The sequence below is a fragment of the Pseudomonas sp. Q1 genome (genome assembly GCF_009935975.1).
GTDB classification, from domain to species: domain Bacteria; phylum Pseudomonadota; class Gammaproteobacteria; order Pseudomonadales; family Pseudomonadaceae; genus Aquipseudomonas; species Aquipseudomonas palleroniana.
This window is the reverse complement of sequence record NZ_QODI01000003.1, coordinates 450,912-474,040: the sequence shown is the minus strand read 5'-3', so window position 1 is coordinate 474,040 and position 23,129 is coordinate 450,912. Positions and strand designations below refer to the sequence as shown.

19 protein-coding genes are annotated in these 23,129 nt (G+C 61.1%); 10 read left to right on the top strand and 9 right to left on the bottom strand.

Annotation, left to right across the window (positions count from 1 at the left end; translation table 11 throughout):
- Positions 1-37: 37 nt before the first annotated feature.
- Positions 38-781 carry a hypothetical protein gene (locus DK870_RS07340; RefSeq protein WP_060754761.1) on the top strand — a complete coding sequence of 248 codons (744 nt, stop codon included), beginning with the start codon at positions 38-40 and terminating at the stop codon, positions 779-781.
- A complete protein-coding gene (gene rimI / locus DK870_RS07335; RefSeq protein ID WP_090366980.1) occupies positions 774-1,226 on the top strand; it encodes a ribosomal protein S18-alanine N-acetyltransferase in 453 nt (150 codons plus the stop codon). The genes DK870_RS07340 and rimI overlap by 8 nt, the downstream gene beginning before the upstream one ends.
- A 54-nt stretch (positions 1,227-1,280) precedes the next feature.
- On the opposite strand, the gene DK870_RS07330 is transcribed toward rimI, so the two are convergent.
- Positions 1,281-1,685 carry a serine kinase/phosphatase gene (locus DK870_RS07330; RefSeq protein WP_161548347.1) on the bottom strand — a complete coding sequence of 135 codons (405 nt, stop codon included), beginning with the start codon at positions 1,683-1,685 and terminating at the stop codon, positions 1,281-1,283.
- Positions 1,686-1,824: 139 nt separating this feature from the next.
- On the opposite strand from DK870_RS07330, the gene can reads away from it, so the two are divergent.
- A complete protein-coding gene (gene can, locus DK870_RS07325) occupies positions 1,825-2,469 on the top strand; it encodes a carbonate dehydratase (RefSeq protein ID WP_010213394.1) in 645 nt (214 codons plus the stop codon).
- Here can and DK870_RS07320 read toward each other — a convergent pair.
- The 4 genes from DK870_RS07320 to DK870_RS07305 all read right to left on the bottom strand — a co-directional run bounded on the left by DK870_RS07320 (position 2,466) and on the right by DK870_RS07305 (position 7,688).
- Positions 2,466-2,990 carry a hypothetical protein gene (locus tag DK870_RS07320; protein WP_060754764.1) on the bottom strand — a complete coding sequence of 175 codons (525 nt, stop codon included), beginning with the start codon at positions 2,988-2,990 and terminating at the stop codon, positions 2,466-2,468. The genes can and DK870_RS07320 overlap by 4 nt on opposite strands.
- Before the next feature lie 146 nt (positions 2,991-3,136).
- Positions 3,137-4,306: a hypothetical protein gene (locus tag DK870_RS07315; protein WP_161548346.1), complete on the bottom strand. Its 1,170-nt coding sequence runs from the start codon at positions 4,304-4,306 to the stop codon at positions 3,137-3,139.
- Between the two features lie 122 nt (positions 4,307-4,428).
- Positions 4,429-6,129: an acid phosphatase gene (acpA, locus tag DK870_RS07310; protein WP_161548345.1), complete on the bottom strand. Its 1,701-nt coding sequence runs from the start codon at positions 6,127-6,129 to the stop codon at positions 4,429-4,431.
- 140 nt (positions 6,130-6,269) lie between these two features.
- Positions 6,270-7,688, bottom strand: coding sequence for a short-chain fatty acid transporter (locus tag DK870_RS07305; RefSeq protein WP_161548344.1), 1,419 nt, complete (start codon positions 7,686-7,688; stop codon positions 6,270-6,272).
- A 186-nt stretch (positions 7,689-7,874) separates the two neighbouring features.
- Between DK870_RS07305 and DK870_RS07300 the strand changes: the two genes are divergently transcribed.
- Complete coding sequence (locus DK870_RS07300; RefSeq protein ID WP_090366969.1) at positions 7,875-9,164, top strand: MFS transporter; 1,290 nt, start codon at positions 7,875-7,877, stop codon at positions 9,162-9,164.
- Between the two features lie 3 nt (positions 9,165-9,167).
- Here DK870_RS07300 and DK870_RS07295 read toward each other — a convergent pair whose 3' ends face one another.
- Positions 9,168-10,538 carry a gluconate:H+ symporter gene (locus DK870_RS07295; RefSeq protein WP_060754769.1) on the bottom strand — a complete coding sequence of 457 codons (1,371 nt, stop codon included), beginning with the start codon at positions 10,536-10,538 and terminating at the stop codon, positions 9,168-9,170.
- Between the two features lie 216 nt (positions 10,539-10,754).
- Between DK870_RS07295 and DK870_RS07290 the strand changes: the two genes are divergently transcribed.
- The 4 genes from DK870_RS07290 (at position 10,755) to DK870_RS07275 (ending at position 17,269) form a co-directional block, all read left to right on the top strand.
- On the top strand, positions 10,755-11,660 hold the full coding sequence (locus tag DK870_RS07290) for a cation diffusion facilitator family transporter (protein WP_161548343.1): 906 nt from the start codon (positions 10,755-10,757) through the stop codon (positions 11,658-11,660).
- 108 nt (positions 11,661-11,768) lie between these two features.
- Positions 11,769-12,989, top strand: a complete 1,221-nt coding sequence (locus DK870_RS07285; RefSeq protein WP_161548342.1) for a TolC family protein — start codon at positions 11,769-11,771, stop codon at positions 12,987-12,989.
- A gap of 20 nt (positions 12,990-13,009) precedes the next feature.
- A complete protein-coding gene (locus DK870_RS07280; RefSeq protein ID WP_161548341.1) occupies positions 13,010-14,116 on the top strand; it encodes an efflux RND transporter periplasmic adaptor subunit in 1,107 nt (368 codons plus the stop codon).
- A gap of 18 nt (positions 14,117-14,134) precedes the next feature.
- On the top strand, positions 14,135-17,269 hold the full coding sequence (locus tag DK870_RS07275) for a CusA/CzcA family heavy metal efflux RND transporter (protein WP_161548340.1): 3,135 nt from the start codon (positions 14,135-14,137) through the stop codon (positions 17,267-17,269).
- Positions 17,270-17,431: 162 nt separating this feature from the next.
- Here the strand turns inward: DK870_RS07275 and DK870_RS07270 are convergent, their stop codons facing one another.
- The 3 genes from DK870_RS07270 to DK870_RS07260 form a co-directional block, all read right to left on the bottom strand.
- The gene (locus DK870_RS07270; protein ID WP_161548339.1) at positions 17,432-18,817 is read right to left on the bottom strand and encodes a heavy metal sensor histidine kinase; all 1,386 of its coding nucleotides are present in this window, start codon (positions 18,815-18,817) and stop codon (positions 17,432-17,434) included.
- A complete protein-coding gene (locus DK870_RS07265) occupies positions 18,814-19,488 on the bottom strand; it encodes a heavy metal response regulator transcription factor (RefSeq protein ID WP_060754775.1) in 675 nt (224 codons plus the stop codon). The genes DK870_RS07270 and DK870_RS07265 overlap by 4 nt, the downstream gene beginning before the upstream one ends.
- A gap of 336 nt (positions 19,489-19,824) precedes the next feature.
- On the bottom strand, positions 19,825-21,144 hold the full coding sequence (locus DK870_RS07260; protein ID WP_161548338.1) for an OprD family porin: 1,320 nt from the start codon (positions 21,142-21,144) through the stop codon (positions 19,825-19,827).
- A gap of 225 nt (positions 21,145-21,369) precedes the next feature.
- Here DK870_RS07260 and DK870_RS07255 point away from each other — a divergent pair, with 225 nt between their 5' ends.
- A complete protein-coding gene (locus DK870_RS07255; RefSeq protein WP_060754777.1) occupies positions 21,370-21,702 on the top strand; it encodes a DUF2790 domain-containing protein in 333 nt (110 codons plus the stop codon).
- Positions 21,703-21,804: 102 nt separating this feature from the next.
- Positions 21,805-23,121, top strand: coding sequence for a methyl-accepting chemotaxis protein (locus tag DK870_RS07250; protein WP_090366959.1), 1,317 nt, complete (start codon positions 21,805-21,807; stop codon positions 23,119-23,121).
- Positions 23,122-23,129: the final 8 nt, after the last annotated feature.

Here is a 23,129-nt window from a genome sequence, read left to right as displayed (position 1 = left end):
GCTTATCGAGTCCCGACGTCGCGCTTACTTGACCGCCATGCAGGTGGTCAACTGGCTGCCCCGCACCGAACTGCCGTTTGCCGCGCCGTCGCGGCCTGAGCTGTTGCAGGCGCTTGAACCCTATGAGGCGTTCGAGTCATCGGGCGAAGAGGCCGCAGCGCCCGTGGCGGTGGTCAACCCCGTAGCCCAATCGCGCCCTGTGGTCGAGCGAGCGAAGATCGAAGTACCGCGCCCATCGCCCGTGACCAAGCCGGTGGTGGCTGAAGAGACTGCGCCGGTGGTCAAGGCGCCGGTCGTGCCGCCGCCGCGCTTCGCCCTGCAATTACTGCGCGCCGGCCGTTGCCTGTTGCTGGTGGAACTGCCCACTGGCGAGCGTTTCCAGACCCGCGACCCGGCCTATATGCTGCTCAAGGACATGCTGCGCGCCGCCGGCCTGCCCGACAGCCCGCAAATCGTCGGCGACCCGGTGCGCTGGCCGCTGCTGGTACGCGGCACCATGGACCAGGGCCCGGAAGCGGCGCGGGATTTTGTGCAAGGCTTTGTGTCGGCGCGCCTGGAAGACGAACCCTGTGCATGCCTGTGGCTGATCGGCCTGCCCGCCGTGCGTTTCGCCGGCGAGGCCAATGCCGAAGCCTGGTACCGTGAACTGCAGGTCGAGGGCCTGGGCCTGGTCTGGGCCCTGCCGGGCCTGGAATTATTAATGGAAGAGCCACAGCGTAAGGCTGATGTCTGGCAAGCCATGCGCCGGCTGATGGCGCGCTGGAAAACGACTGATGAGTGAGGCTTTATCCTTCCGCCCGATGACCGAGGCTGACCTCGACGCGGTGCTGAAAATCGAATACGCGGCGTTCAGCCATCCGTGGACCCGCGGGATTTTCCTTGATGGCTTGGGCAAGTACCAGATCTGGCTGATGTTCGAAGGCGAGCAACAAGTCGGCCACGGCGTTGTACAGATCATCCTCGATGAAGCGCATTTGCTGAATATCACCGTCAAGCCGGAAAACCAGGGCCGCGGCCTGGGCTTGGCGTTGTTGGAACACCTGATGTCCCGCGCCTACGCCGCCAACGCTCGCGAGTGCTTCCTCGAAGTGCGGGACAGCAATACCAGCGCGTTTCGCTTGTATGAGCGCTACGGCTTCAACGAGATCGGGCGTCGGCGCGATTATTATCCCGCCGTGGGTGGCCGCGAAGATGCCGTCGTGATGGCCTGCACCCTCGTCGACTAGGGCGCAGGCCTCGTGTGGGAGCGGCTTGCTCCCACATTCAGCTCCGGCGGTGTGTCAGCGGCTACCGTCTACCGGGTCGATGTCGGCCAACTCGGCCTCATCCAATCCATTGCCGCCGCCAATCTCGTCTTCATCGACAATGCTCAGGTCATAATCGGCAGCGTCGCCATCGCCAGCTTCTCGAGCATCCCGCGCGCCGTCTTCACGGATCAGGGTTTCCGGGCTCATGTCGTCGTCGGTCGACTCATGAGCGGCCGTCGAAGCTCCGGTCATGCCGGCCTCCCGCGCCCGTTCAGCGGGTATCAGGTGCTCGCGCTCACGCGGGGGGATCTCTTCACCTATCTGCGCCGTCGGTTCCTCTTCGTCAAAATCCAGCTCGCGCATCGAGCCCATGCGATCTTCGTTGTCATCAATCGGTTCGGGCTGCGTGGCGCCGTAGGGGCGTCGTGATTCGGTCATGGCCAATCCTCATACTGTGGGGCTTATAGTGTGTGGACAGGCGCGGCAGCCTAAAGATTCAAGCTAATTAGCACTCAGCGTGACCCGGACGACGGGTTGTCAGTCACAAAACTGCGCACCATTCCTGAGGCTTTCCCTGATGAACGAACTACAAGACTTACTTGATAACAACGAACGCTGGGCGGACGCGATCAAACAGGAAGATCCCGAATTCTTCGCCAAGCTCGCCCGCCAGCAAACGCCGGAATACCTCTGGATCGGCTGCTCCGATGCCCGCGTACCGGCTAACGAGATCGTCGGCATGCTGCCGGGTGATCTGTTCGTGCACCGCAACGTGGCCAACGTGGTGCTGCACACCGACCTCAACTGCTTGTCGGTGATCCAGTACGCGGTCGACGTGCTCAAGGTCAAACATATCCTGGTGACCGGTCACTATGGCTGCGGCGGCGTGCGTGCCTCGATGCAAGACCGCCAGTTCGGCCTGATCGACGGCTGGCTGCGCACGATTCGCGACCTCTATTACGAGAACCGCGACCTGCTGGCCCAATTGCCCACCGAAGAAGAACGCGTCGACCGCCTCTGCGAGTTGAACGTGATTCAGCAGGTGGCCAATGTCGGCCACACCAGCATTGTGCAAAACGCCTGGCACCGTGGGCAGAGCCTGTCGATCCATGGCTGCATCTACGGCATCAAGGATGGGCGCTGGAAGAGCTTGAACACCACCATCAGTGGCTTTGAGCAGTTGCCGCCACAGTATCGCTTGCGCCCACTGGGTGAAGCCTAAGGGCTTTTGCGCATCCGCCACTGCTGCATGAACGCCTGGCCTTCGGCGTTCAGCGGCTCCTGGCTGCCGGTGATCCACCCCCGGCAGTTCAGCTCGCCACATTGGCAAGCGAACTGCCGGAACAACACGTCTTCGGTATTCGCGTAATCCATGCTCAGGATTGTGCCGGCGCGCAGGGGCTGCACGGTCCACACCTCCAGGTAGGTGGTGTCGAAAAACACGTTCGGGTTGCACGAGTGCATCAATAAGCCGGCGAACCAGCGGTCGTACAAGTGGATGCGTGACGACAACTGCAAGGTATGCAGGCGTCGCTCGCTGACCGCGTAGCCGGAGACTTTGGCGATGCGCACGCGGGCGTCGAAGGCCACGCGGGCCTTGACCCCGGCGCCGGCACCCTCAACGTCTTGCAAAACCTTGAATTGCTTGGTCGAAGGGTAACCCTGTTCGACAAGCAGTGTCTTGAAGGGGTAAAGGCAGTCATTTACAGACGCTTTGGCCTTATCCATGGCATGAGTTTTCATGACTCTCCTGGGTTAGGCTGCATCGACTTGCTGATGTTGTCTGACTACCAGTCTCGCAGCTGATGGGGGCTGCTCAAGAATCATCGAAGTTGGATCCGGTTTCTACTGTCAAATCTGACAGTAGAAACCCGGGTTTTTTGCGTGATTTACAACGCTGGGGCTGCGAGGGTGGGGATTGGAGCGGCGGTTTTCAGTTGTTTGAGCTGGGCCTTGATGACCGGCGTAGCGCATTTGGCATTGGCTTGCTCCGGTGTCAGGTTGCGCACCGAGGTGTAGAACAGCTCACAGGTCTGTTCCTTGCGCGTGACTTGCCAGGTGTTCATGCACGCTTTAAGCAACACATTGGGATCGCCGGCCGGTTTCTGCCCCATCCCCGCTTGCCAGCAGGCGGCGCTCAAATCCTGCCCCATGACTTTCAAGCCCGCTTCATCGGCTTTTTGCTCGTTACCGTCATAGGTGGCCGGGTCAGCCGCATACCAGATGTAACTGGGATGGTTGGAGCCCAGCACCGAGACTGTTTTGCCGGCGGCCGGGCTGATCTGCGCCAGGCCCAGCACACCGACGGTCTGGCCGTATTGCTGCTTGATCCAATTGCGCACCGGTGCGCCGAACGCGACCATCGGCAAGGAGCCACTTGGCGTCAGGCTCAGCTCCTGGACCATGCGTGTCTGGTAGCCGTTGAAATAGCTGTAGACGCCTTCCAGATCCTTGCCCGCGTTAGACGGTGCAGCGACGGGAGCGATATCGATGATCGTCTGGTACGCAGGCGTTTCTGTGGCCGGGATACCGTTGTCGGTGAGCAAGGTCGCCCAACGGTCGGTCGTGGCCGATTCCAGGTAGTCCTGGGCCTGGGTCAGTGAGTAGTCCGGCGGGAAGTGCAGCAGCTCAATGCTCTTGCGGTTTTCCAGGGCCATGCCCAACGGCAGGAACAGGTACCAGTTGTACGCCCACTTACCGTCGCTGTTGAGCTTGCTGGCGCCTTGGTAAGCCAGGTCGGCGGTGTCGAGCAATTTGCTCAAAGGCTGGCCGTAGTTGTCAGGCACGCCGCTGAAGGTCGCCGAGAGCTGACCCTCGTGGGTCTTCACGCTGACCTTGGCGCGGCTGTAGCCATCACGCTGCAGGCTCTGGTTCAAGTAGTGCTCGACGGTCTGTTCCAGCGACCAGGGCCGAAAGCAGATCACGTTGCAATTATTGGGGAAAGCGAACAACTGGGTGACGCGCTGCGTACTGCCTAGCGGCACTTCGATATCAGCCTGGACGGCCGCACTCCCCAAGAGTGCGGCCAGGGCAAAAGACAACCGGGTCGGTTTGAACATGCTTGATTCCTTGTCAGCGAAAGCCCGTCTGCGCGGGGTGAAAGCCCACCCCCACACAGTAGCGGCTGACCAGCAAAACTGCGTGTTAAATCGCCCGGTGTGTCGCTATTGGATAAGAAAACCTACACATTGAACTGCAATGCGTTGCTCAAGTCGCCCATGGGCTTCTGGCCACGGGCGATCATCGCGTCATCCCGTTGCTTGAGACCGTCCAGTTTCTCTAACTGGAACACCCGGGTGATCAAGCGCAGGATCGATGCTGTGTCGTACACCGTATGGTCAACCGTGCCTTTACGGGCAAATGGCGACACCACCAGCGCCGGCACCCGGCTGCCCGGGCCCCAACGGTCGCCCTTGGGCGGAGCAACGTGGTCCCACCAGCCGCCGTTTTCATCCACGGTGACCACCACGACCATGTTTTTCCACTGCGGGCTTTCCTGCAGGACTTTCAAGGCGCGGGCGATGTGGCGATCACCCGATGCCACGTCGGCGTAACCGGCGTGCATGTTCAGGTTGCCCTGGGGCTTGTAGAAGGTCACGGCGGGCAGCTTGCCGGCCTGGGCGTCGGCGAAGAATTTGTTGGTGCTGGCCTCATCGCCCAAGCCGCCGTCGCGCAGGCGTTTGTCGCGTTCAGCGCGATTTTCCGGACCTTGTTGCTTGAAATAGTTGAATGGCTGGTGGTGGTACTGGAAGTTCGGGATCTTCGGGATGCCGCCCGAATCCTTGAACTGGTCCAGGGTCGCTTGCCATGCGCCGGCATACCAGGCCCAGTCGACGTTCTTCTTCGACAACTTGTCGCCGATGTGTTCGTGGGTCTGCGGTACCAGTACGTTGGGCAGATCGGCCTTGGCGTAGTCCGGGTTTTGCGGGTCGCGAATCCAGGTCGGCCAGTAGGGCGGCGCCAAGGTATTCACGCCGTAACCATCCGGGGTCAGTGCGCTAGGACCGAACTGCGGCGGGCCGGTCATGGCGCTGGCGGGGGACTTGTCCAACGGCTTGAGACGAGTGTCGGTCGGGTCATCGCTTTGCAGCGTGGCGATCTGGGCCTTGGCGACCGATTGCGCAGCATTGGGATAAAACGGCGCGGTAGCGCTGATCAGATACTGGTGGTTAAGGAACGAGCCACCGAATGCTCCCTGGAAGAAGTTGTCGCACAGCACAAATTCCTTGGCCACGTCCCACAGGCGCAGGGAGTAACGGCTCTGGGCGTAATAACCCATTACCAGACCACCGGAATCGGCCCAGGCGACGAAGTTATCGTTCTTGCCGCCGTTGATCTGCATCTGGTTTTGATAGAACACGTGCCACAAATCACGGGTGACCAGGCTCAGCGGCAGGTCTTCGGCGTTCGGCCCCTTGAGGGCAAACGGTGCGTTGGGCAGGTTTTCCTGGAATTGCACTTCACTGGGATAGGTCACCCCATCCACCGTTTGTGGGCCGACTTGCAACACACCGCCCCAGGCCGGTGGCAATGTGCTCAGCAGGCTGCCGTCGCGGTCGCGTTGCTGGGTGTCTGCGGCCGACAGCGCCGACAAGGGTTTTTCTACGCCAGGGAAGTCCGCAAACAGATTGTTGAAGCTGCGGTTCTCGGCATAAATCACCACCACGGTTTTCACCTGCTCGTGCAGGGCCTTGTCCAGCTCTTGCGGCGTCAGTGGCCGCTCCACCGGTTTGCCCGGCGTCTGGTTGGCGTTGCCGCAGGCACTCAACGTCGCGCCCACCCCCAGCACCGCCGCGCCCCCCAGGAAGCGCCGGCGGCTGGTATCGACCGGCGGTTGGGCTACGGAATCGGGGGAAGGGCGTTCTTCGTGCTCGTCACTCATTGCTGGGAGTCCTTGCTGGCGAGATGTTGCAAGATATTTCGCAGGACGGTAGCAATGCAATGTGACGGAACGAAGACAGCTTCAAGTCGTAAGCTTCAAGCGACAAGCGTGACGCCGGTAACTTGAAGCTTGCGCTGCTTTTAAGGCATCACCGGCGGCAAATACTTCAACGTCGTCCCCAGCGCCCACAGCAGGAACAGCACCAACGGCGTGTGCACCAGCAGTTGCACGAACGAAAACCCGATCAGATCCCGTGCCTTCAACCCCAACACGCCCAGCAGCGGCAGCATGTAGAACGGGTTGATCAGGTTCGGCAGCGCTTCGGCGGCATTGTAGATCTGCACTGCCCAGCCCAGGTGATACTGCAAGTCATTGGCCACTTGCATCACATAAGGCGCTTCGATGATCCACTTGCCGCCGCCTGACGGAATAAAGAAGCCCAGGACCGCCGAGTACACGCCCATCAATAGTGCGTAGGTGTCGTGGGAGGCGATAGAGGTAAAGAAGGTCGAGATATGGTGCGCCAGGGTCTGGCCATCGCCGCCCTTGACCACGGTCATCAACGCAGCGATCGAGCCGTACAGCGGGAACTGGATCAGCACGCCGGTGGTAGTCGGCACGGCGCGAGCCACTGCATCGAGGAAGCTGCGCGGACGCCAGTGCAGCAGCGCGCCGACCATGATGAACAGGAAGTTGTAGGTGTTCAGCCCCGAGATCGCACTGATCGCCGGCTTGCTCGAAAACTCATGGAACAGCCAGCCGGCGGCCAGCAAGGCCAGCAGGATGGTCAGCAGCGGGCTGTGTTCCAGCCATTCGCCAGGGCGGCTCGGTGCTTGCGGCTTGGGCAGGTTGAAGGCTGGGTCGACGCCACACGCCTTGGCATCGCGGGCGCTGTTCGGCCCTGGTGCGGTGGCGTAGGCGATGATCAGCGAGACTACGATCAGCGCCAGCAACAGCACGCCGGATTGCCACAGGAAGATGGTGTCGGTGAACGGGATCATCCCGGTGATCGACAGGATCGAGGGCGGCAAGCTCGCCGGGTTGGCCTGCAACTGCGCGGCGGATGACGACAACCCCAGCGCCCACACCGCGCCCAGCCCCAAATAGGCAGCCGCACCGGCGGCGCGGTAGTCCATGCGCAAATCCGTGCGTCGGGCCAGTGCGCGTACCAGTAGCCCACCGAACACCAGGGACAGGCCCCAGTTGAGCAAGGAGGCGACCATGGAAATCAACGCCACCCAGGCCACGGCCGAGCGGCCGTTCTTCGGGATACGCGCCAGCCGGTCGATCAACTTCACCGCAGGTGGCGAGCTGGCCACCACATAACCACCGATCACCACGAAGGCCATCTGCATGGTGAACGGGATCAAACTCCAGAAACCGTCACCAAAAGCCTTGGCGGCTTCAGTGGGCGCGGCGCCCATGCCCAGGGTCGCCACGGCCACGATGATCACGGCGAGGGCGGCAAACACCCAGGAGTCAGGAAACCAGCGCTCGGCGAAATTGGAGCAGCGCAGGGCAAAGCGGGCATAGCGGCTTTCTTCGATAGCATCGGCCACGAGTCATTCCTCTTGTATTTATTATGAGGTTCGGCAGTTTTACGGCATGTTCCGCTACGGCTATTGATATGGGAATGCAGTTATCTTCATCGATCAATGAGGAAAACAAATATATCTGTCGTGATTGCCATCATTGGGCTCAGCTCATAACCTGCACGCCATTTTGTTTGTCTGCCGAGCTTTCACATGACTGCCACCTTCTCTTCACAGGCGCAGCGTTTTTCCCGCTCCGACTACAAAACCCTGGGCCTGGCCGCCCTCGGCGGCGCCCTGGAAATCTACGACTTCATCATCTTCGTATTCTTCGCGCTGACCCTCAGCCAACTGTTCTTCCCGCCGGAAATGCCGGAGTGGCTGCGCCTGCTGCAAAGCTTCGGCATCTTCGTCACCGGTTATCTCGCACGCCCGCTGGGCGGCATCCTGATGGCGCATTTCGCCGACCATCTGGGACGCAAGCGTGTGTTCAGCCTGAGTATTCTGATGATGGCCTTGCCGTGCCTGCTGATCGGGATCATGCCGACGTACGCGCAAATCGGCTATTTCGCACCGCTGATTCTGCTCGCCTTGCGCGTGCTGCAAGGGGCGGCGGTCGGCGGCGAAGTGCCCAGCGCCTGGACCTTTGTCGCCGAGCACGCCCCGATCCATCACCGCGGCTACGCCCTGGGTTTCCTGCAAGCCGGCCTGACCTTCGGCTACCTGCTTGGTGCCCTCACCGCGACGCTGCTGGCGCAACTCTTCAGCCCCGCCGAAATCCTCGATTACGCCTGGCGTTTCCCGTTCCTGCTCGGTGGTGTGTTCGGTGTGATCGGCGTCTGGCTGCGCCGCTGGCTCAGCGAAACCCCGGTGTTCCTCGAAATGCAGGCACGCCGCCAGGCCGCTGCCGAACTGCCGCTGCGCACCGTGCTGCGTGAGCATCGCGCCGTGTTGCTGCCGGCAATGATCCTCACGTGCGTACTGACATCGGCCGTGGTGGTACTGGTGGTCATCACCCCGACCATGATGCAGAAAACCTTCGGTATGAGCCCCAGCCACACCTTCGCCTTGAGCGCGTTGGGCATTGTTTTCCTGAACATCGGCTGCGTGCTCGCCGGCCTTTTGGTCGACCGCATCGGCGCCTGGCGTGCGGTGCTGGTCTACAGCCTGCTGCTGCCGGTAGGCATCGCGGTGTTGTACGCCAGCCTGATCGCCGGTGGCGTATGGCTGGGCGCGGCATACGCCTTGGCGGGCTTGAGTTGTGGCGTAGTCGGTGCGGTGCCGTCGGTGATGGTCGGGCTGTTTCCGGCGCAGGTGCGGGTGTCGGGGATTTCCTTTACCTACAACATTGCCTACGCGCTATGGGCGAGTACCACGCCGCTGTTGCTGATTGCGCTGATGCCGACCAGTCCGTGGATTTGTGTGGGTTACTGCGCGGTGATGGGGGCGGTGGGTGTGGCGAGTGTGGCGCTGTTTGGCAAGCGCCACACCTTGGCTGCCTGAGGCTCAGGTCAGAAAATGCCAGAGCAACAGCGTCCCGATCAAACCTACGACCGACACAATAGTCTGCAGTACCGACCACACCCAGATCGTCTGCTTGAGCTGTAAGCCGAAGTACTCACGCACCATCCAGAACCCGGCGTCGTTGACGTGGCAGAAGAACACCGAGCCTGCGCCAATCGCCAGGGCTACCAATGAGCTCTGCGTTGCCGCCAGCCCGGCCATCATCGGCGCGAGAATGCCGGCTGTGGTGGTCGTGGCGACGGTCGCTGAGCCGGTGGCCTGGCGCAAGGCCACGGCGATCAGCCAGGCGAGTAAGAGATAAGGCATGTGTGCGCCTTCGGCGACCTTGCTGATGGTCTGGCTGACACCGGCGTCGAGCAGGGTTTGCTTGAGGCCGCCGCCGGCGCCGATCGTCAGCAGCAGTACGGCGATGGGTGCGAGCGCTTTGCGCAGGGTGTTGCCGACATCGGCGCGGGGCATGCCGGCGGCCCAGCCCAGGCAGATCACAGCGGCGATCACGGCGAGGCCGAGGGCGATCAGTGGTTCACCGAGGAACTTCAAGGTCAGGCCGATGCTGCTTTCTGCCGGCAGCGCGACTTTGGCCAGGGTGCTGCCCAGCATCAGAATCACCGGCAACAGAATGATCAGCAACGACACCCCAAAGCTCGGCTGGCGCGGGGCCTTGGGCGGTGCGCTGAACAGCGCGCCGATATCGGCCGGTTCATCCACGTGCAGACGTTTAGACAGCCAGTTGCCATAGATCGGGCCAGCCAGCATCACGGCCGGTACCGCCAGGCAGAAGCCCAGCAACATGGTCAGGCCCAGGTCGGCGTGCAACGCGCCCACCGCAATCAGCGGCCCGGGGTGTGGTGGCATCAGGGCGTGCAGGGTGGTCATGCCCGCGAGCGCCGGGATGGCGATTTTAAGCAGAGGCTGGTTCGAACGCTTGGCCATCACGAAGATGATCGGCACCATCATCACCAGGCCCACTTCGAAGAACAGTGGCAGGCCGATGACCATCGCCACCAGGGCCATTACCCACGGCAATGACTTGCCCTTGCCCAGCCCGAGCAACGTGGTGGCGATGCGGTCGGCTGCGCCGGATTCGGCCATCAACGCGCCGAGCATCGAGCCCAGCGCAATGATGATGCCGGCCTCACCGAGGATCGCCCCGGCGCCTTTGCTGAAGGCTTTGGCAACTTCTTCCGGCGGTAGCCCGGCGCCGACACCGGCGATAAAGGTGCCGATCAGGATCGACAGGAACGGCGGTAATTTGGTCGCGCTGATCAGCACGATGATGCTGGCGATGGCCAGCAGGACGCAAAACATGAGGCGTGTGTCGTGAACCATCCACGCAGCAGTCGATAACTCCAAGAGGGAACTCCTTATCGAACAGGTTGGCTAATATGTTTCTTTTTGTTTCCTGCTCGAAAAGCATACCCGATAGAGCGGTTCCAGAGCGGTCATGAGCGATTTTGGTGCGGCCAATGTAACGGCGAGCTGGCGAGCGGATGACAAGTTTGCAATGCAGGTCCGAAGATCTGGCCTATAGCTCTATGATCGACGGACACCCTCACAGGAAGACATTTCATGAGTGCAGGACATAGCCACGCCCAAGTACGCGCCGGCCACGAAAGAAAACTCTGGTTTGCCCTGGGGTTGACCGGCAGCTTCATGATCGCCGAGGTGATCGGTGCCTTCATCACCGGCAGCCTGGCACTGTTGTCGGACGCCGCGCACATGATGACCGACGCCTTGGCTCTGGCGATTTCCCTGGTGGCGATCCAGGTCGCCAAGCGCCCCGCCGACCGCAAGCGCACCTTTGGCTACGCCCGTTTCGAAATCCTGGCGGCGGCGTTCAATGCGCTGCTGCTGTTCGCGGTGGCGTTCTACATCCTCTACGAAGCCTATCAACGGTTACAGGCGCCCGCCGAAATCCAGTCCACCGGCATGCTGGTGATCGCGGTGCTGGGGTTGGTCGTCAACCTGATCTCCATGCGCCTGCTCAGCGCCGCCAGCGGCGAGAGCCTGAACGTCAAAGGCGCGTACCTGGAGGTCTGGAGCGACATGCTCGGTTCCATCGGTGTGATCATCGCGGCGGTGGTGATCATGTTCACGGGGTGGGGCTGGATCGACTCCGTGGTCGCGGCGGCGATTGGTTTCTGGGTATTGCCACGCACCTGGACGCTGCTCAAGGAAAGCATGAACGTGCTGCTGCAAGGTGTTCCGCAGGGCCTGGATATCGATCAGATCGAGCAGGCCATTGGCAATGTACCCGGGGTCAAGGGCGTGCACGACCTGCATATCTGGGCCCTGACCAGCGGCAAAAATGTGCTGAGCACCCATTTGGTGGCGGACGCGTCGAAGGGCACCGAGCAACAAATCCTTAGTGCGGTCACGGAAATGCTGCATGAACAATTCGATATTTCCCACGCGACCATTCAGGTCGAAGGGGAGGGTTTTCAACATGACGAGCACGACGAGGTTCACGCCTGATCCCGGCTAACGGATTTGTAATGTTCCACCCACCGCTCTGATAAGTAACGAAAGTTACATTGCCCCCGCTGGGAACCTCAGCGACTTCATGGGCGTGGAACTTTCGTTATGGCAATTTCCGTAAGAGCATTTTTAGGCGCGATGACGTTGTGGATGGCCGCAAGTGTCGCCCAGGCGCAAACCCTCACCCTCGACTCAGCCTTGCAAGCCGCATTCGCCAACAACCCTGAACTGGCGGCTGCGCAATGGGAGATCGAGATTGCCCAGGGCGGTCGCCAACAGGCCGGCTTGATCCCCAACCCGGTGGCCTCCTGGGACGCGGAAGACACCCGCCGCAACAGCCGCACCACGACCGTCAAACTCAGCCAGACCCTGGAGCTGGGCGGCAAGCGCGGTGCGCGAATCGACGTGGCGACCCGCGCCCAGGACGCCGCCGCGCTGTCCTTGGAGCAGCGCCGCAACGGCCTTCGCGCCGAAGTGATCGACAGCTATTACAGCGCCCTGCGCGCCCAGGAACGCCTCGACCTCGCGCAGCGCTCAATGGCCTTGGCCGAACGCGGCCTGGTGGTCGCCAATGGGCGTGTCAACGCCGGTAAATCCTCACCGGTGGAAGCTACCCGCGCCCAGGTGCAACTGTCCGAGATTCGCCTGGAGTTGAACCGTGCGCAGGTCGGCCTCACCGATGCCTACCGCCGCTTGGCCGCTAGCACCGGCAGCGCCGCGCCTGACTTCCAGGCTGTCGCCACGCAAAGCCAATCCTCACCGCCCTTGCCGTCCTCTGCGCAATTGCTGTCACGCCTTGCGCAAACCACCGAATTGCGTCTGGCCGAGTTACAGATCCTGCAAAGCGAAGCCAGTGTGGGCCTGGAAAAAGCCCAACGCATTCCCGACCTCGACGTGTCGGTCGGCAGCCAATACGACGCCAGCGTGCGCGAGCGGGTGAATGTGGTCGGGGTGTCGATGCCGATCCCGCTGTTCAACCGTAACCAGGGCAATGTGCTCGCCGCCAGCCGCCGTGCGGACCAGGCTCGCGACCTGCGCAATGCCACCGAGCTGCGGCTGCGCACCGAAACCCGTCAGGCGCTGGACCTGTGGCAAACCGCAAACACCGAGGTGCAAGCGTTCAACCAGCAGATTCTGCCGGCGGCCCAGCGCGCGGTCGACAGTGCCACCCGTGGCTTCGAGATGGGCAAGTTCAACTTCCTCGACGTGCTCGATGCCCAGCGCACCTTGATCGCTGCAGGCACCCAATACCTCACGGCGACCGCCCAGGCCACCGACGCCTGGGTGCGTATCGAACGGATCTACGGCGACCTCGCCCGGTTTTGATTTTTTCTGGAGTCTTTTTGATGAACAAGAAACATGGCATGGCGCTCGCCGTCGCCCTGAGCCTGATGCTGTCGGGTTTTGCCTGCGCCGATGAAGAGGAAGGCAAACTCGAACTCACTGAGGCGCAGATCCAGGCCGCCGGTATTCAACTGGCGCAGGCACAGCCCCGTGCGCTCAGTACGCTGCTGACATTGCCGGGAGAAGTACGCTTCGACGAAGACCGCACCTCGCACATTGTTCCGCGTGCGGCGGGCGTCGTAGAGGCGGTCAAGGTCAACCTCGGGCAAGCGGTGAAGAAGGGCGAACTGTTGGCGGTTATCGCCAGCCAGCAGATCTCCGATCAACGTAGCGAGTTGGCCGCCAGCGAGCGCCGTGTCGAACTGGCGCGCACCACCTTCCAGCGTGAGCGCCAGCTGTGGAAGGACGAGATCTCCGCAGAGCAGGATTACCTGCTGGCACGCCAGACTTTGCAGGAGGCCGAAATTGCCCTGAACAACGCTCGGCAAAAGATGAACGCCCTGAGCGGCAGCGCGGTCTTGGCGGGCGGTAATCGCTACGAGTTGCGCGCGCCGTTCGCCGGTGTGGTGGTGGAAAAGCACCTTGGCGTCGGCGAAGTGGTCAGCGAAACCAGCAACGCCTTCACGCTCTCGGACCTGTCCCAGGTGTGGGTCACCTTCGGTGTATTTCCCAAAGACCTGAACAAGGTGCGCATCGGTAAACCGGTGAAAGTCAGCTCCACCGAAATGGGCACCGATGTGCTCGGCACGGTGGCTTATGTCGGCAACCTGCTCGGCGAGCAGACGCGCACTGCCAGCGTGCGCGTGAGCGTGCCCAACCCTGATGACGCCTGGCGTCCGGGCCTGTTTGTGACGGTGCAAGTAGCCACCGACACCTACCAGGCCAAGGTCACCGTGCCGCAAACCGCGATCCAGACCGTCGAGGACAAACCTTCGGTGTTTGTGCGCACCCCGGACGGTTTTATCACTCGCCATCTCGAACTGGGCGTGAGTGAAAACGGCTACGTCGAGGTCCGCAAAGGTCTCGATGCCGGGGCACAGGTGGCAACCGTCGGCAGCTTCATCCTCAAGTCCGAATTGGGCAAAGGCTCGGCCGAACACGCCCATTGATCCTGCGAGTGATTTCCCATGTTTGAGCGCCTTATCCAATTTGCCATCGAGCAGCGCATCATCGTGCTGCTGGCGGTGCTGCTGATGGCCGGTGTCGGCATTGCCAGCTATCAGAAGTTGCCCATCGACGCCGTGCCTGATATCACCAATGTGCAGGTGCAGATCAACTCGGCGGCGGCCGGGTTTTCGCCGCTGGAAACCGAACAACGCATCACCTTTCCGATCGAAACCGCGATGGCCGGGCTGCCGGGTTTGCAGCAGACGCGTTCGCTGTCGCGTTCGGGTTTGTCCCAGGTCACGGTGATTTTCAAGGACGGCACCGACCTGTTTTTCGCCCGTCAGTTGGTCAACGAGCGCCTGCAGGTGGCCCGCGAGCAGCTGCCCGAGGGTATCGAAACCGCCATGGGGCCGGTTTCAACCGGCCTCGGGGAAATCTTCCTGTGGACGGTCGAGGCCGAGGACGACGCACGCAAGGACGACGGTACCCCCTATACGCCGACCGATCTGCGTGTAATCCAGGATTGGATCATCAAGCCGCAATTGCGCAACGTGCCGGGCGTGGCCGAGATCAATACCATCGGCGGTTTCGCCAAGGAGTATCAGATCGCCCCGGACCCCAAACGCCTGGCCGCCTATAACCTGACGCTGGGGGATCTGGTCACGGCGTTGCAACGCAACAACGCCAACGTCGGTGCCGGTTACATCGAACGCAGCGGTGAGCAGTTGTTGATTCGGGCGCCGGGGCAAGTGGCGTCCATCGACGATATTGCCAACATCGTGATCACCACCTCGGACGGTACGCCGATCCGCGTGCGCAATGTGGCTCAGGTCGAGATCGGCCGCGAACTGCGCACCGGCGCGGCCACTGAAAACGGCCGTGAAGTGGTGCTGGGCACGGTGTTCATGTTGATCGGTGAAAACAGCCGTACCGTGTCCCAGGCGGTGGCGAAAAAACTCGAAGAGATCAACCGTTCGCTGCCCGAGGGGGTGGTGGCCGTTACCGTCTACGACCGCACCAACCTGGTGGAAAAAGCCATCGCCACGGTGAAGAAGAACCTCTTTGAAGGCGCGCTGCTGGTGGTTGCGGTGTTGTTTCTGTTCCTGGGCAATATCCGTGCGGCGCTGATTACGGCCATGGTGATTCCCCTGGCGATGCTCTTCACCTTTACCGGCATGTTCACCAATAAAGTCAGCGCCAACTTGATGAGTCTCGGCGCGCTGGATTTCGGCATTATCGTCGATGGTGCGGTGGTGATCGTCGAGAACGCCATCCGCCGTCTGGCCCACGCGCAGCAGCGTCATGGGCGTTTGTTGACCCGCAGCGAGCGCCTGCATGAGGTGTTCGCGGCGGCCAAGGAGGCGCGGCGTGCACTGATCTTCGGGCAACTGATCATCATGGTGGTGTACCTGCCGATCTTCGCCCTGACGGGTGTAGCCGGCAAGATGTTCCACCCCATGGCGTTCACCGTGGTGATCGCCCTGCTTGGCGCGATGATCTTGTCGGTGACCTTTGTGCCGGCGGCGATTGCGCTGTTCGTTACCGGCAAGGTCCAGGAAGACGAAAACCTGGTAATGCGCAGTGCGCGCCGGGCCTATGCCCCGGTGCTGGATTGGGTGATGGCTCGTCGCTCGCTGGTGTTCGGCCTGGCGGTGCTGACCATCATCGCCTCCGGGGCGGTCGCCAGCCGCATGGGCAGCGAGTTTATCCCCAGCCTCAGTGAAGGCGACTTCGCCCAGCAGGCCTTGCGCGTACCCGGCACCAGCCTGACGCAGTCGGTGCAGATGCAGCAGCAACTGGAAAAAACCTTGCTGGCCCAGGTACCGGAAATCGAGCGGGTGTTTGCCCGCACCGGCACGGCGGAAATCGCCTCCGACCCGATGCCGCCGAATATTTCTGACAGCTATGTGATGCTCAAGCCGAAGGAGCAATGGCCCGATCCGAAGAAGTCCCGCGAGGCGCTGATTGCCGATATCCAGCGTGCCAGTGCGATTGTGCCGGGCAGCGCGTATGAACTGTCGCAACCGATCCAGTTGCGATTCAACGAACTGATTTCCGGGGTGCGCAGTGATGTGGCGGTGAAGGTGTTTGGTGACGACATGGCCGTGCTGAACAAGACCGCCGAGGAAATTGCCGAAACATTGAAAAAGCTCACGGGCGCCTCGGAAGTGAAGGTGGAACAGACCTCCGGCCTGCCGGTGCTGACTATCAATATCGACCGCGACAAGGCCGCGCGTTTTGGCCTGAACGTGGGCGATGTGCAGGACACCATTGCCGTCGCAGTGGGTGGGCGCCAGGCCGGGACCTTGTACGAAGGCGATCGTCGTTTCGATATGGTTGTGCGTTTGTCCGATGCGTTGCGCACCGATATCGAGGGGCTTGCGCGACTGCTGATCCCGGTGCCGGCAATGGCCGGCAGCGGAGCGGGGCCATTGGGCTTTATTGCCTTGTCCCAGGTCGCCAGCCTGGACCTGGTGCTCGGCCCGAACCAGATCAGCCGCGAGAACGGCAAGCGCCTGGTGATCGTCAGTGCCAACGTACGGGGGCGGGATATCGGTTCATTCGTCGAAGAGGCCGAAACGGCGATCAGCCGCCAGGTGAAGGTGCCCGCCGGTTACTGGACCACCTGGGGCGGCCAGTTCGAACAATTGAAGGAAGCCTCCGAGCGTTTGCGTATCGTGGTGCCGGTGGCGTTGCTGCTGGTGTTCGGGCTGTTATTCATGATGTTCAACAACCTCAAGGATGGTCTGCTGGTGTTTACCGGAATTCCGTTTGCGCTGACCGGCGGAATCATGGCCCTGTGGTTACGGGATATTCCGTTGTCGATCTCGGCAGGCGTGGGCTTCATCGCATTGTCCGGGGTGGCGGTGCTCAACGGGCTGGTCATGATTGCCTTCATCCGCAACCTGCGGGAGGAAGGGCGTTCATTATCAAACGCGGTCAATGAAGGTGCGCTGACGCGCTTGCGTCCGGTACTGATGACTGCGTTGGTGGCCTCCCTCGGGTTTATTCCCATGGCACTCGCCACCGGCACCGGCGCAGAGGTGCAGCGGCCGTTGGCGACGGTGGTGATCGGCGGGATTATTTCATCGACGCTGCTGACCTTGCTGGTGCTGCCGGCGCTGTATCAATGGGCGCACCGCAAGGAAGAATGACCTTGTAGTGAGCGGGCTCGCCCCGCGCTGGGTGGCGCAGCCGCCCCAAACCCAGGCGCCTCGGTCTTCCTGAAACACCGTGGCGTCCTTGTTGGGGCGGCTATGCCACCCAGCGCGGGGCAAGCCCGCTCACTACATTTAGGTGTCTGAGGTCAGATGAACTCATACGAGTGGGAAGACCAGGCGAAACAGCGTGAAACCACCGGGCAGGCTGCGTACGTCGGCCTGCCCCTGGTGCAAGGTCATGATCGACCGCACGATGGCCAGCCCCAGGCCGGTGCCGCCCTCGTTGCGGGCGCGGCTGCTGTCGACGCGGTAGAAACGTTCGAACAGGTGCGGCAGGTGCTGGGCTTCGATGCCTGGGCCGGGGTTGCTCACCGATACCGACACCTGGTTGCCATAGGTTTCCACCAGCAACGAAATATGCGAGCCCGCCGGGCTGTGGCGGATGGCATTGGACAGCAGATTGGACAGCGCACGCTGGATCATCAGGCGGTCCCCGAGTACCTGGGCGTCGCCGCTCAAGGTCAGGGTCAATTGTTTGTCTTCGGCACTCAGCGCAAACAACTCCATGACCCGATGGGCTTCAGCAGCCAAGGGGACCGCCGTAAATGAGGCGCGTGCCGCCGGGTGGCTGACCTGGGCCAGAAACAGCATGTCGTTGACGATGCGTCCCAGGCGTTCCAGTTCTTCGGTGCTGGATTCCAGCACGGCCTTGTATTCCTCCGGCGGGCGTTGGCGTGACAAGGTCAGTTGGGCCTTGCCCATCAAGTTGGTCAGGGGCGCACGCAGTTCGTGGGCGAGGTCATCGGAAAATTGCGAGAGCTGCTGCACCCCGGCGTCCAGGCGATTGAGCATCACATTGAAGCCTTGGGCCAGCTCGCCCAGTTCCTTGGGCAGGTTATCGATGGACAGCCGATGGGTGAGGTCCTGGGTGGTGACTTGGGCTGCCACATGACTGAACTGCTTCAATGGCGCGAGCCCGCGTTGCACCAGCCACCAGGCACCCATGCCGATCAGGATCAGCAACATGGGCAGCGCGATGATAGTGGCTCGCAGGTAGGCGCTGAGCAGTGCCTGGTCGTCCATGCGGTCCAGCGACAGCAGCACCCGTACGCGTTCGCCGCTGGCCAGGCGCATCAGGCTGGAGGCGCTGAGTACCTGGTTGCCATAGCTGTCCGTCCAGTTCAGGTAACCGAGGGTTTCCCGAGGCTTGAAGTCGGTCAGCAGCGGTTCTTGCGGCTTGGCACCGACGCTCAGCAGTACGCTGTTGTTGGGCGCGGTGCCGACGATGGTCAGGTAGAAGTTGTCGTGGCCCATTACCAGGTCCATCAGCGAATGTGGCCGGGCACGAATGGCATGGGTATCGAGGCCCAGGGCGAGGCTGTGCTGGATCTGTTCCATCTTGCTTTCCAGGCCCTTGCGCGCCAGTTTTTCCAGCTCATGGGTCAGGGCCAGGTAGGCCAGGGTCGCCAGCAGCACGACCAGGCCCGCGCCCATCAGGCTGACGGTCAGGCCCAGGCGCATCGACAGACTGCCGGTTTTCATGGGCGCGCCTCCAACACGTAGCCCACACCGCGGATGGTGTGGATCAGCTTGACCTCGCTCTGGTCATCGACCTTGGCACGCAGGCGGCTGATGGAGACTTCCACCACGTTGGTATCGCAGTCGAAGTTCATGTCCCACACCAGGGAAATGATCTGCGTGCGGGTCAGTACTTCGCCGGTCTGGCGCATCAGCACCTGCAGCAGGGCAAACTCCTTGGTGGTCAGGTCAATGCGCCGGTTGCCGCGATAGGCACGATGGCGGCGAGGGTCCAACTCAAGGTCCGACACGCGAAACACTTCGGGCTGTTGAATATGTTCGCTGCGCCGCAGCAGCGTGCGCACCCGCGCCAGTAACTCGGGAAATTCGAAGGGCTTGACCAGGTAATCATCGGCGCCCATGTCCAGGCCCTTGATCTTGTCCGCCAGTCGGCCACGGGCGGTCAGCATCATCACGCGCTGGGTGCCGTTGCGGCGTAATTGCTCCAACACTTCCCAGCCATCTTTGCCGGGCAGGTTGACGTCGAGAATCACCAGTTCATACGCGTGTTGCCCGGCCAGGTGCAGGCCGTCAATGCCATTGCTGGCGCAGTCCACCACATAGCCGCTTTCGTTCAAGCCTTGCTGCAGGTAGTCGGCGGTTTTTTGTTCGTCCTCAACCACAAGGATACGCATGGGGGGTTACCTATCACGAAGAGAAAAGAAGGCCATTTCCTTATGGGCTGTGCGTTGGGGGAGTAGGAAAAGTCTGAACCGTGAAGTAGCTTCAGGGTCAACTGCGACCATCGGCCGCACAAAGCCGGGCTCAAAAAAAACGCCCCAGGCGGGGCGTTAAAAATCCATCTCTTTCCAAAGGAGCTACACAAAAGCTTCAGAGATGAATGTGCTCGGTGAATAAGTTGAGGCCAGTATAGGAAGATCAACTTAACGAGAAGGTGAGGCCAATATTACAGTTTTGATAACTGGGAATTTGTGAACAGATGTTGGTCAACGGCGAACGAATGTAATCACTTACAGCGCTACCAGTGGATATTCGGCAATCAAGCGAACTTCCTCCAGGTCCGACTCAAATGCACTGGAGCGCACGCTGGCCTGGCGCAGGCGCAATGACAGGTCTTTCAAGGTGCCACTTTGCACCACATATTTGGCCTCGATATCCCGCTCCCAGCGACGCTGGTCGGTCAGCGGGTTACCCGCTGCATCGCGGCGCATGTAGACGGCGTTGGCGTTGCTGTAGTCGGCACCCGTGCCTTTACCGTAGCGGGTCATGAACGACAGGCCGGGGATACCGAACGGCTGCATGTCCAGGTCATAGCGCAGCATCCAGGAGCGTTCCTTGGGCGCGTTGAAGTCGCTGTACTGGATCGAGTTATTGAGGAAGATCGAGTCTGATTGGCGTAGATAATCAAAGTCGTCATCGCCGTTGTTGCGCTGATGCGAGACGGCTACGCTGTGGGCGCCGATCTTGACCCCGAGCCTGGCACTCCAGATGTTGTTATCGAACTCACCCAGGCGTTTTTTGCCTTCGTCCACCGCTTTGTAATAGTTGAAGTCGCCGAACAATGAGACGTCATCGTTCATCGGGTAACTGGCGGCGCTGCCGAAATAATATTGATCCCAGGCGTCCTTCAAGCGGCTGCTGTACAGGCTCACACTCAAGTGTTTGTTGAGCTGGTAATCACCGCCGAAGTAGCCGATCCAGGGCGAGTCCACCTTGCCTGCATAGAAGGTCGCGAAACCGTTGTTCATGCCGCTTTCGTTGGGTTGGCTCATGCCGCTCAAGCGCCCGCCTTGCAGGCTCAAACCCTCGATGGAGGTGTTTTGCGCGGTCACGCCACGAAAGCTTTGCGGCAGTAAACGCGAGTCGCCGTACGCCACCACGGGGGTGAGCGGGAACACATCACCGGCCTTGATCACGGTGTCGAGCACGCGCAATTTCACCGCGCCGCCAACTTTGCTGTAGCTGTTTTCAGGGTGGTTGTCGCTATCCACCGGCAGCACGCCGAACGAGCCCTTGCCGCCGCTGCGGCCCCTGCCCGAGTCGAGTTGCAGGCCGTACATGGCGAACGCATCCAGGCCGAACCCCACCGTGCCTTGGGTAAAACCGGATTCGAATTTGCCGATCAACCCCTGCGCCCAGGCCGCGGAATAACCGTTACCGGTGGGGCTGGATTGGCCCTTGCGATCATCTCGGTTGAAGTAAAAATTGCGCGCTAGCACGTTGACACTGCTGCCTTCGATAAACCCTTCGGGCTTGTCCTCAGCAGCCACGGCGGTCAGGGGCAATGCGGCGATCAACGAAAAGGGAAGGGTGTAGTGGCGGATATTCATGGTTCGCTCCTGGGGCTTGGCAGTTATCGGCTTCTTATGGGGGCGGGCGTTCTTATTGATCTGGCCCAAGCTGATAGTTGCAAACCTCAGATAACGGGAAAGTGGCTCGAACATTACAATTCTGGAAAGTCATGGCCACCTAACAAATAAGTAATGTTGTCGTGAACATGGCGTCAGGGTTGGCTGGTTAATCTCGGCACTGAACTTTCAGACGAGGAACCGGTAATGAACTTTTATAAAATTGGCCTGGGTGTATTAACGGCTATCCTGTCTTTTGGCGCATTGGCCGAAGGCGGCGGGGATCGTACGTTCGCTCTGATGATGGAGCGCAATGAAAAGGCTATGGCCGATTACGCGGCCAGGGTCGGCAAGCCGGCACCCGAGGTACAGGCGTATCGCTACGGCATGAAGCTGGACATCGCCAACGTGGTCAACGTGACGCCGCCCATCCGCTCGTGCAACCCGGTGCCGTCACGCATGACCTATGAGGACTCCACGGGCAAGCTCAATACCCTGGAGTATCAAGTGATGGGGGTATGCCGGAACAATGGCGGCTGACCGGCCAGGAATATAGTTGGATCTGAGGTGAAACCCTCTTCAGAAAACGCCGGCCGCGCCGATGCAGACAATACCCTGTCATCATTTGATCATTGGTGCCCCATGTTCACGACCCGTTTGAAGCAGGAGCTGTCGGCTCTTCGCGAAGAGTTGTCCAGCTTGCAACAGGTTAAAGAGAGCCTGGAAAGCGAAATGATCGCGATCACCCTGGACCCGCAAGGGCGTATCGCATCGGTCAACGCCCTCTTTCTTCAGGAGATGGCTTATCAAGGTACGCAACTGTCGGGGCGCTTGATTGACGAGTTGTTTCCGGCACATGTACGCGACAACGAATTCCAGCAGCGTTTCAAGAACGCACTGGTACGCGGTGAACACTATGCCGGCACCGTGCGCCTGATGCGCGGCAATGGCAAGGAAGCATGGCTGCGCTCGATCGTGCAGCCGGTGCGCAGTTCGGACGGGCGCATCAAATATTTCTCGATCGTCTCCAGCGACCTGACCCGTACCATCGAGGCCTCGCGTGAGCATGAAAACCTGATCACGGCGCTGGTGCGCTCCACTGCGGTCATCGAGTTTGACCTCGACGGTCATGTGCTGACCGCCAACGACCGTTTTCTCAATGGCATGGGCTACAGCCTGGCGCAGATTCAGGGCAAGCATCACCGCATATTCTGCGAGCCGGAGGAATACAACAGCGCCGAATACCAGCATTTCTGGACGCGCTTGAAGGCCGGAGAATTCATCGCGGCGCGCTTCAAGCGTGTCGACAGCCAGGGTCGTCTGGTGTGGCTGGAAGCGACCTACAACCCGGTGCTGGATGCCAATGATCGAGTGTACAAAGTGGTCAAGTTCGCCACGGTGATCACCGACCAGGTCAACCGGGAGCAGGCCGTGGCCGAGGCCGCCAACATTGCCTACAGCACCTCGCAGCAAACCGACAGCAGCGCTCAGCGCGGCACCACTGTCGTGACGCAGGCGGTGGGGGTGATGCGTGACCTGGCCAAGCACATGCAGCAGGCCGGCGAAGGCATTGAAGCGCTGAACGAGCAGTCCCAGGTGATCGGCAGCATCGTCAAGACCATCAGCGGTATTGCCGAGCAGACCAACCTGCTGGCGCTCAATGCGGCCATCGAGGCGGCCCGTGCCGGTGAGCAAGGCCGTGGTTTTGCGGTGGTGGCGGATGAAGTTCGTCAGCTGGCATCACGTACCAGCAAAGCCACTGAGGAGATTGTCGGTGTGGTGCGTCAGAACCAGGATATGGCCCGCGATGCGGTCGCCCTGATGACCGATGGCCGCGTGCAAGCCGAACAGGGGCTGGCGCTGGCGTCCGAGGCGGGTACGGTGATTGTGGAAATCCAGGACGGCGCGCAGAAAGTGGTCAGCGCGGTCGGGCAGTTCGCCAATCAGCTGTCGAGCTGAGCATAGGG

What these genes read in the sequence shown, in the direction of transcription:
- DK870_RS07270 (WP_161548339.1), bottom strand. Translation starts at nt 18,817, where the DNA reads ATGAAAACCGGCAGTCTGTCGATGCGCCTGGGCCTGACCGTCAGCCTG.
- DK870_RS07250 (WP_090366959.1), top strand. Translation starts at nt 21,805, where the DNA reads ATGTTCACGACCCGTTTGAAGCAGGAGCTGTCGGCTCTTCGCGAAGAG.
- DK870_RS07340 (WP_060754761.1), top strand. Translation starts at nt 38, where the DNA reads ATGCAGGTGGTCAACTGGCTGCCCCGCACCGAACTGCCGTTTGCCGCG.
- acpA (WP_161548345.1), bottom strand. Translation starts at nt 6,129, where the DNA reads ATGAGTGACGAGCACGAAGAACGCCCTTCCCCCGATTCCGTAGCCCAA.
- DK870_RS07290 (WP_161548343.1), top strand. Translation starts at nt 10,755, where the DNA reads ATGAGTGCAGGACATAGCCACGCCCAAGTACGCGCCGGCCACGAAAGA.
- DK870_RS07275 (WP_161548340.1), top strand. Translation starts at nt 14,135, where the DNA reads ATGTTTGAGCGCCTTATCCAATTTGCCATCGAGCAGCGCATCATCGTG.
- DK870_RS07285 (WP_161548342.1), top strand. Translation starts at nt 11,769, where the DNA reads ATGGCAATTTCCGTAAGAGCATTTTTAGGCGCGATGACGTTGTGGATG.
- DK870_RS07320 (WP_060754764.1), bottom strand. Translation starts at nt 2,990, where the DNA reads ATGAAAACTCATGCCATGGATAAGGCCAAAGCGTCTGTAAATGACTGC.
- DK870_RS07330 (WP_161548347.1), bottom strand. Translation starts at nt 1,685, where the DNA reads ATGACCGAATCACGACGCCCCTACGGCGCCACGCAGCCCGAACCGATT.
- DK870_RS07300 (WP_090366969.1), top strand. Translation starts at nt 7,875, where the DNA reads ATGACTGCCACCTTCTCTTCACAGGCGCAGCGTTTTTCCCGCTCCGAC.
- DK870_RS07280 (WP_161548341.1), top strand. Translation starts at nt 13,010, where the DNA reads ATGAACAAGAAACATGGCATGGCGCTCGCCGTCGCCCTGAGCCTGATG.
- rimI (WP_090366980.1), top strand. Translation starts at nt 774, where the DNA reads ATGAGTGAGGCTTTATCCTTCCGCCCGATGACCGAGGCTGACCTCGAC.
- DK870_RS07255 (WP_060754777.1), top strand. Translation starts at nt 21,370, where the DNA reads ATGAACTTTTATAAAATTGGCCTGGGTGTATTAACGGCTATCCTGTCT.
- DK870_RS07265 (WP_060754775.1), bottom strand. Translation starts at nt 19,488, where the DNA reads ATGCGTATCCTTGTGGTTGAGGACGAACAAAAAACCGCCGACTACCTG.
- DK870_RS07315 (WP_161548346.1), bottom strand. Translation starts at nt 4,306, where the DNA reads ATGTTCAAACCGACCCGGTTGTCTTTTGCCCTGGCCGCACTCTTGGGG.
- can (WP_010213394.1), top strand. Translation starts at nt 1,825, where the DNA reads ATGAACGAACTACAAGACTTACTTGATAACAACGAACGCTGGGCGGAC.
- DK870_RS07260 (WP_161548338.1), bottom strand. Translation starts at nt 21,144, where the DNA reads ATGAATATCCGCCACTACACCCTTCCCTTTTCGTTGATCGCCGCATTG.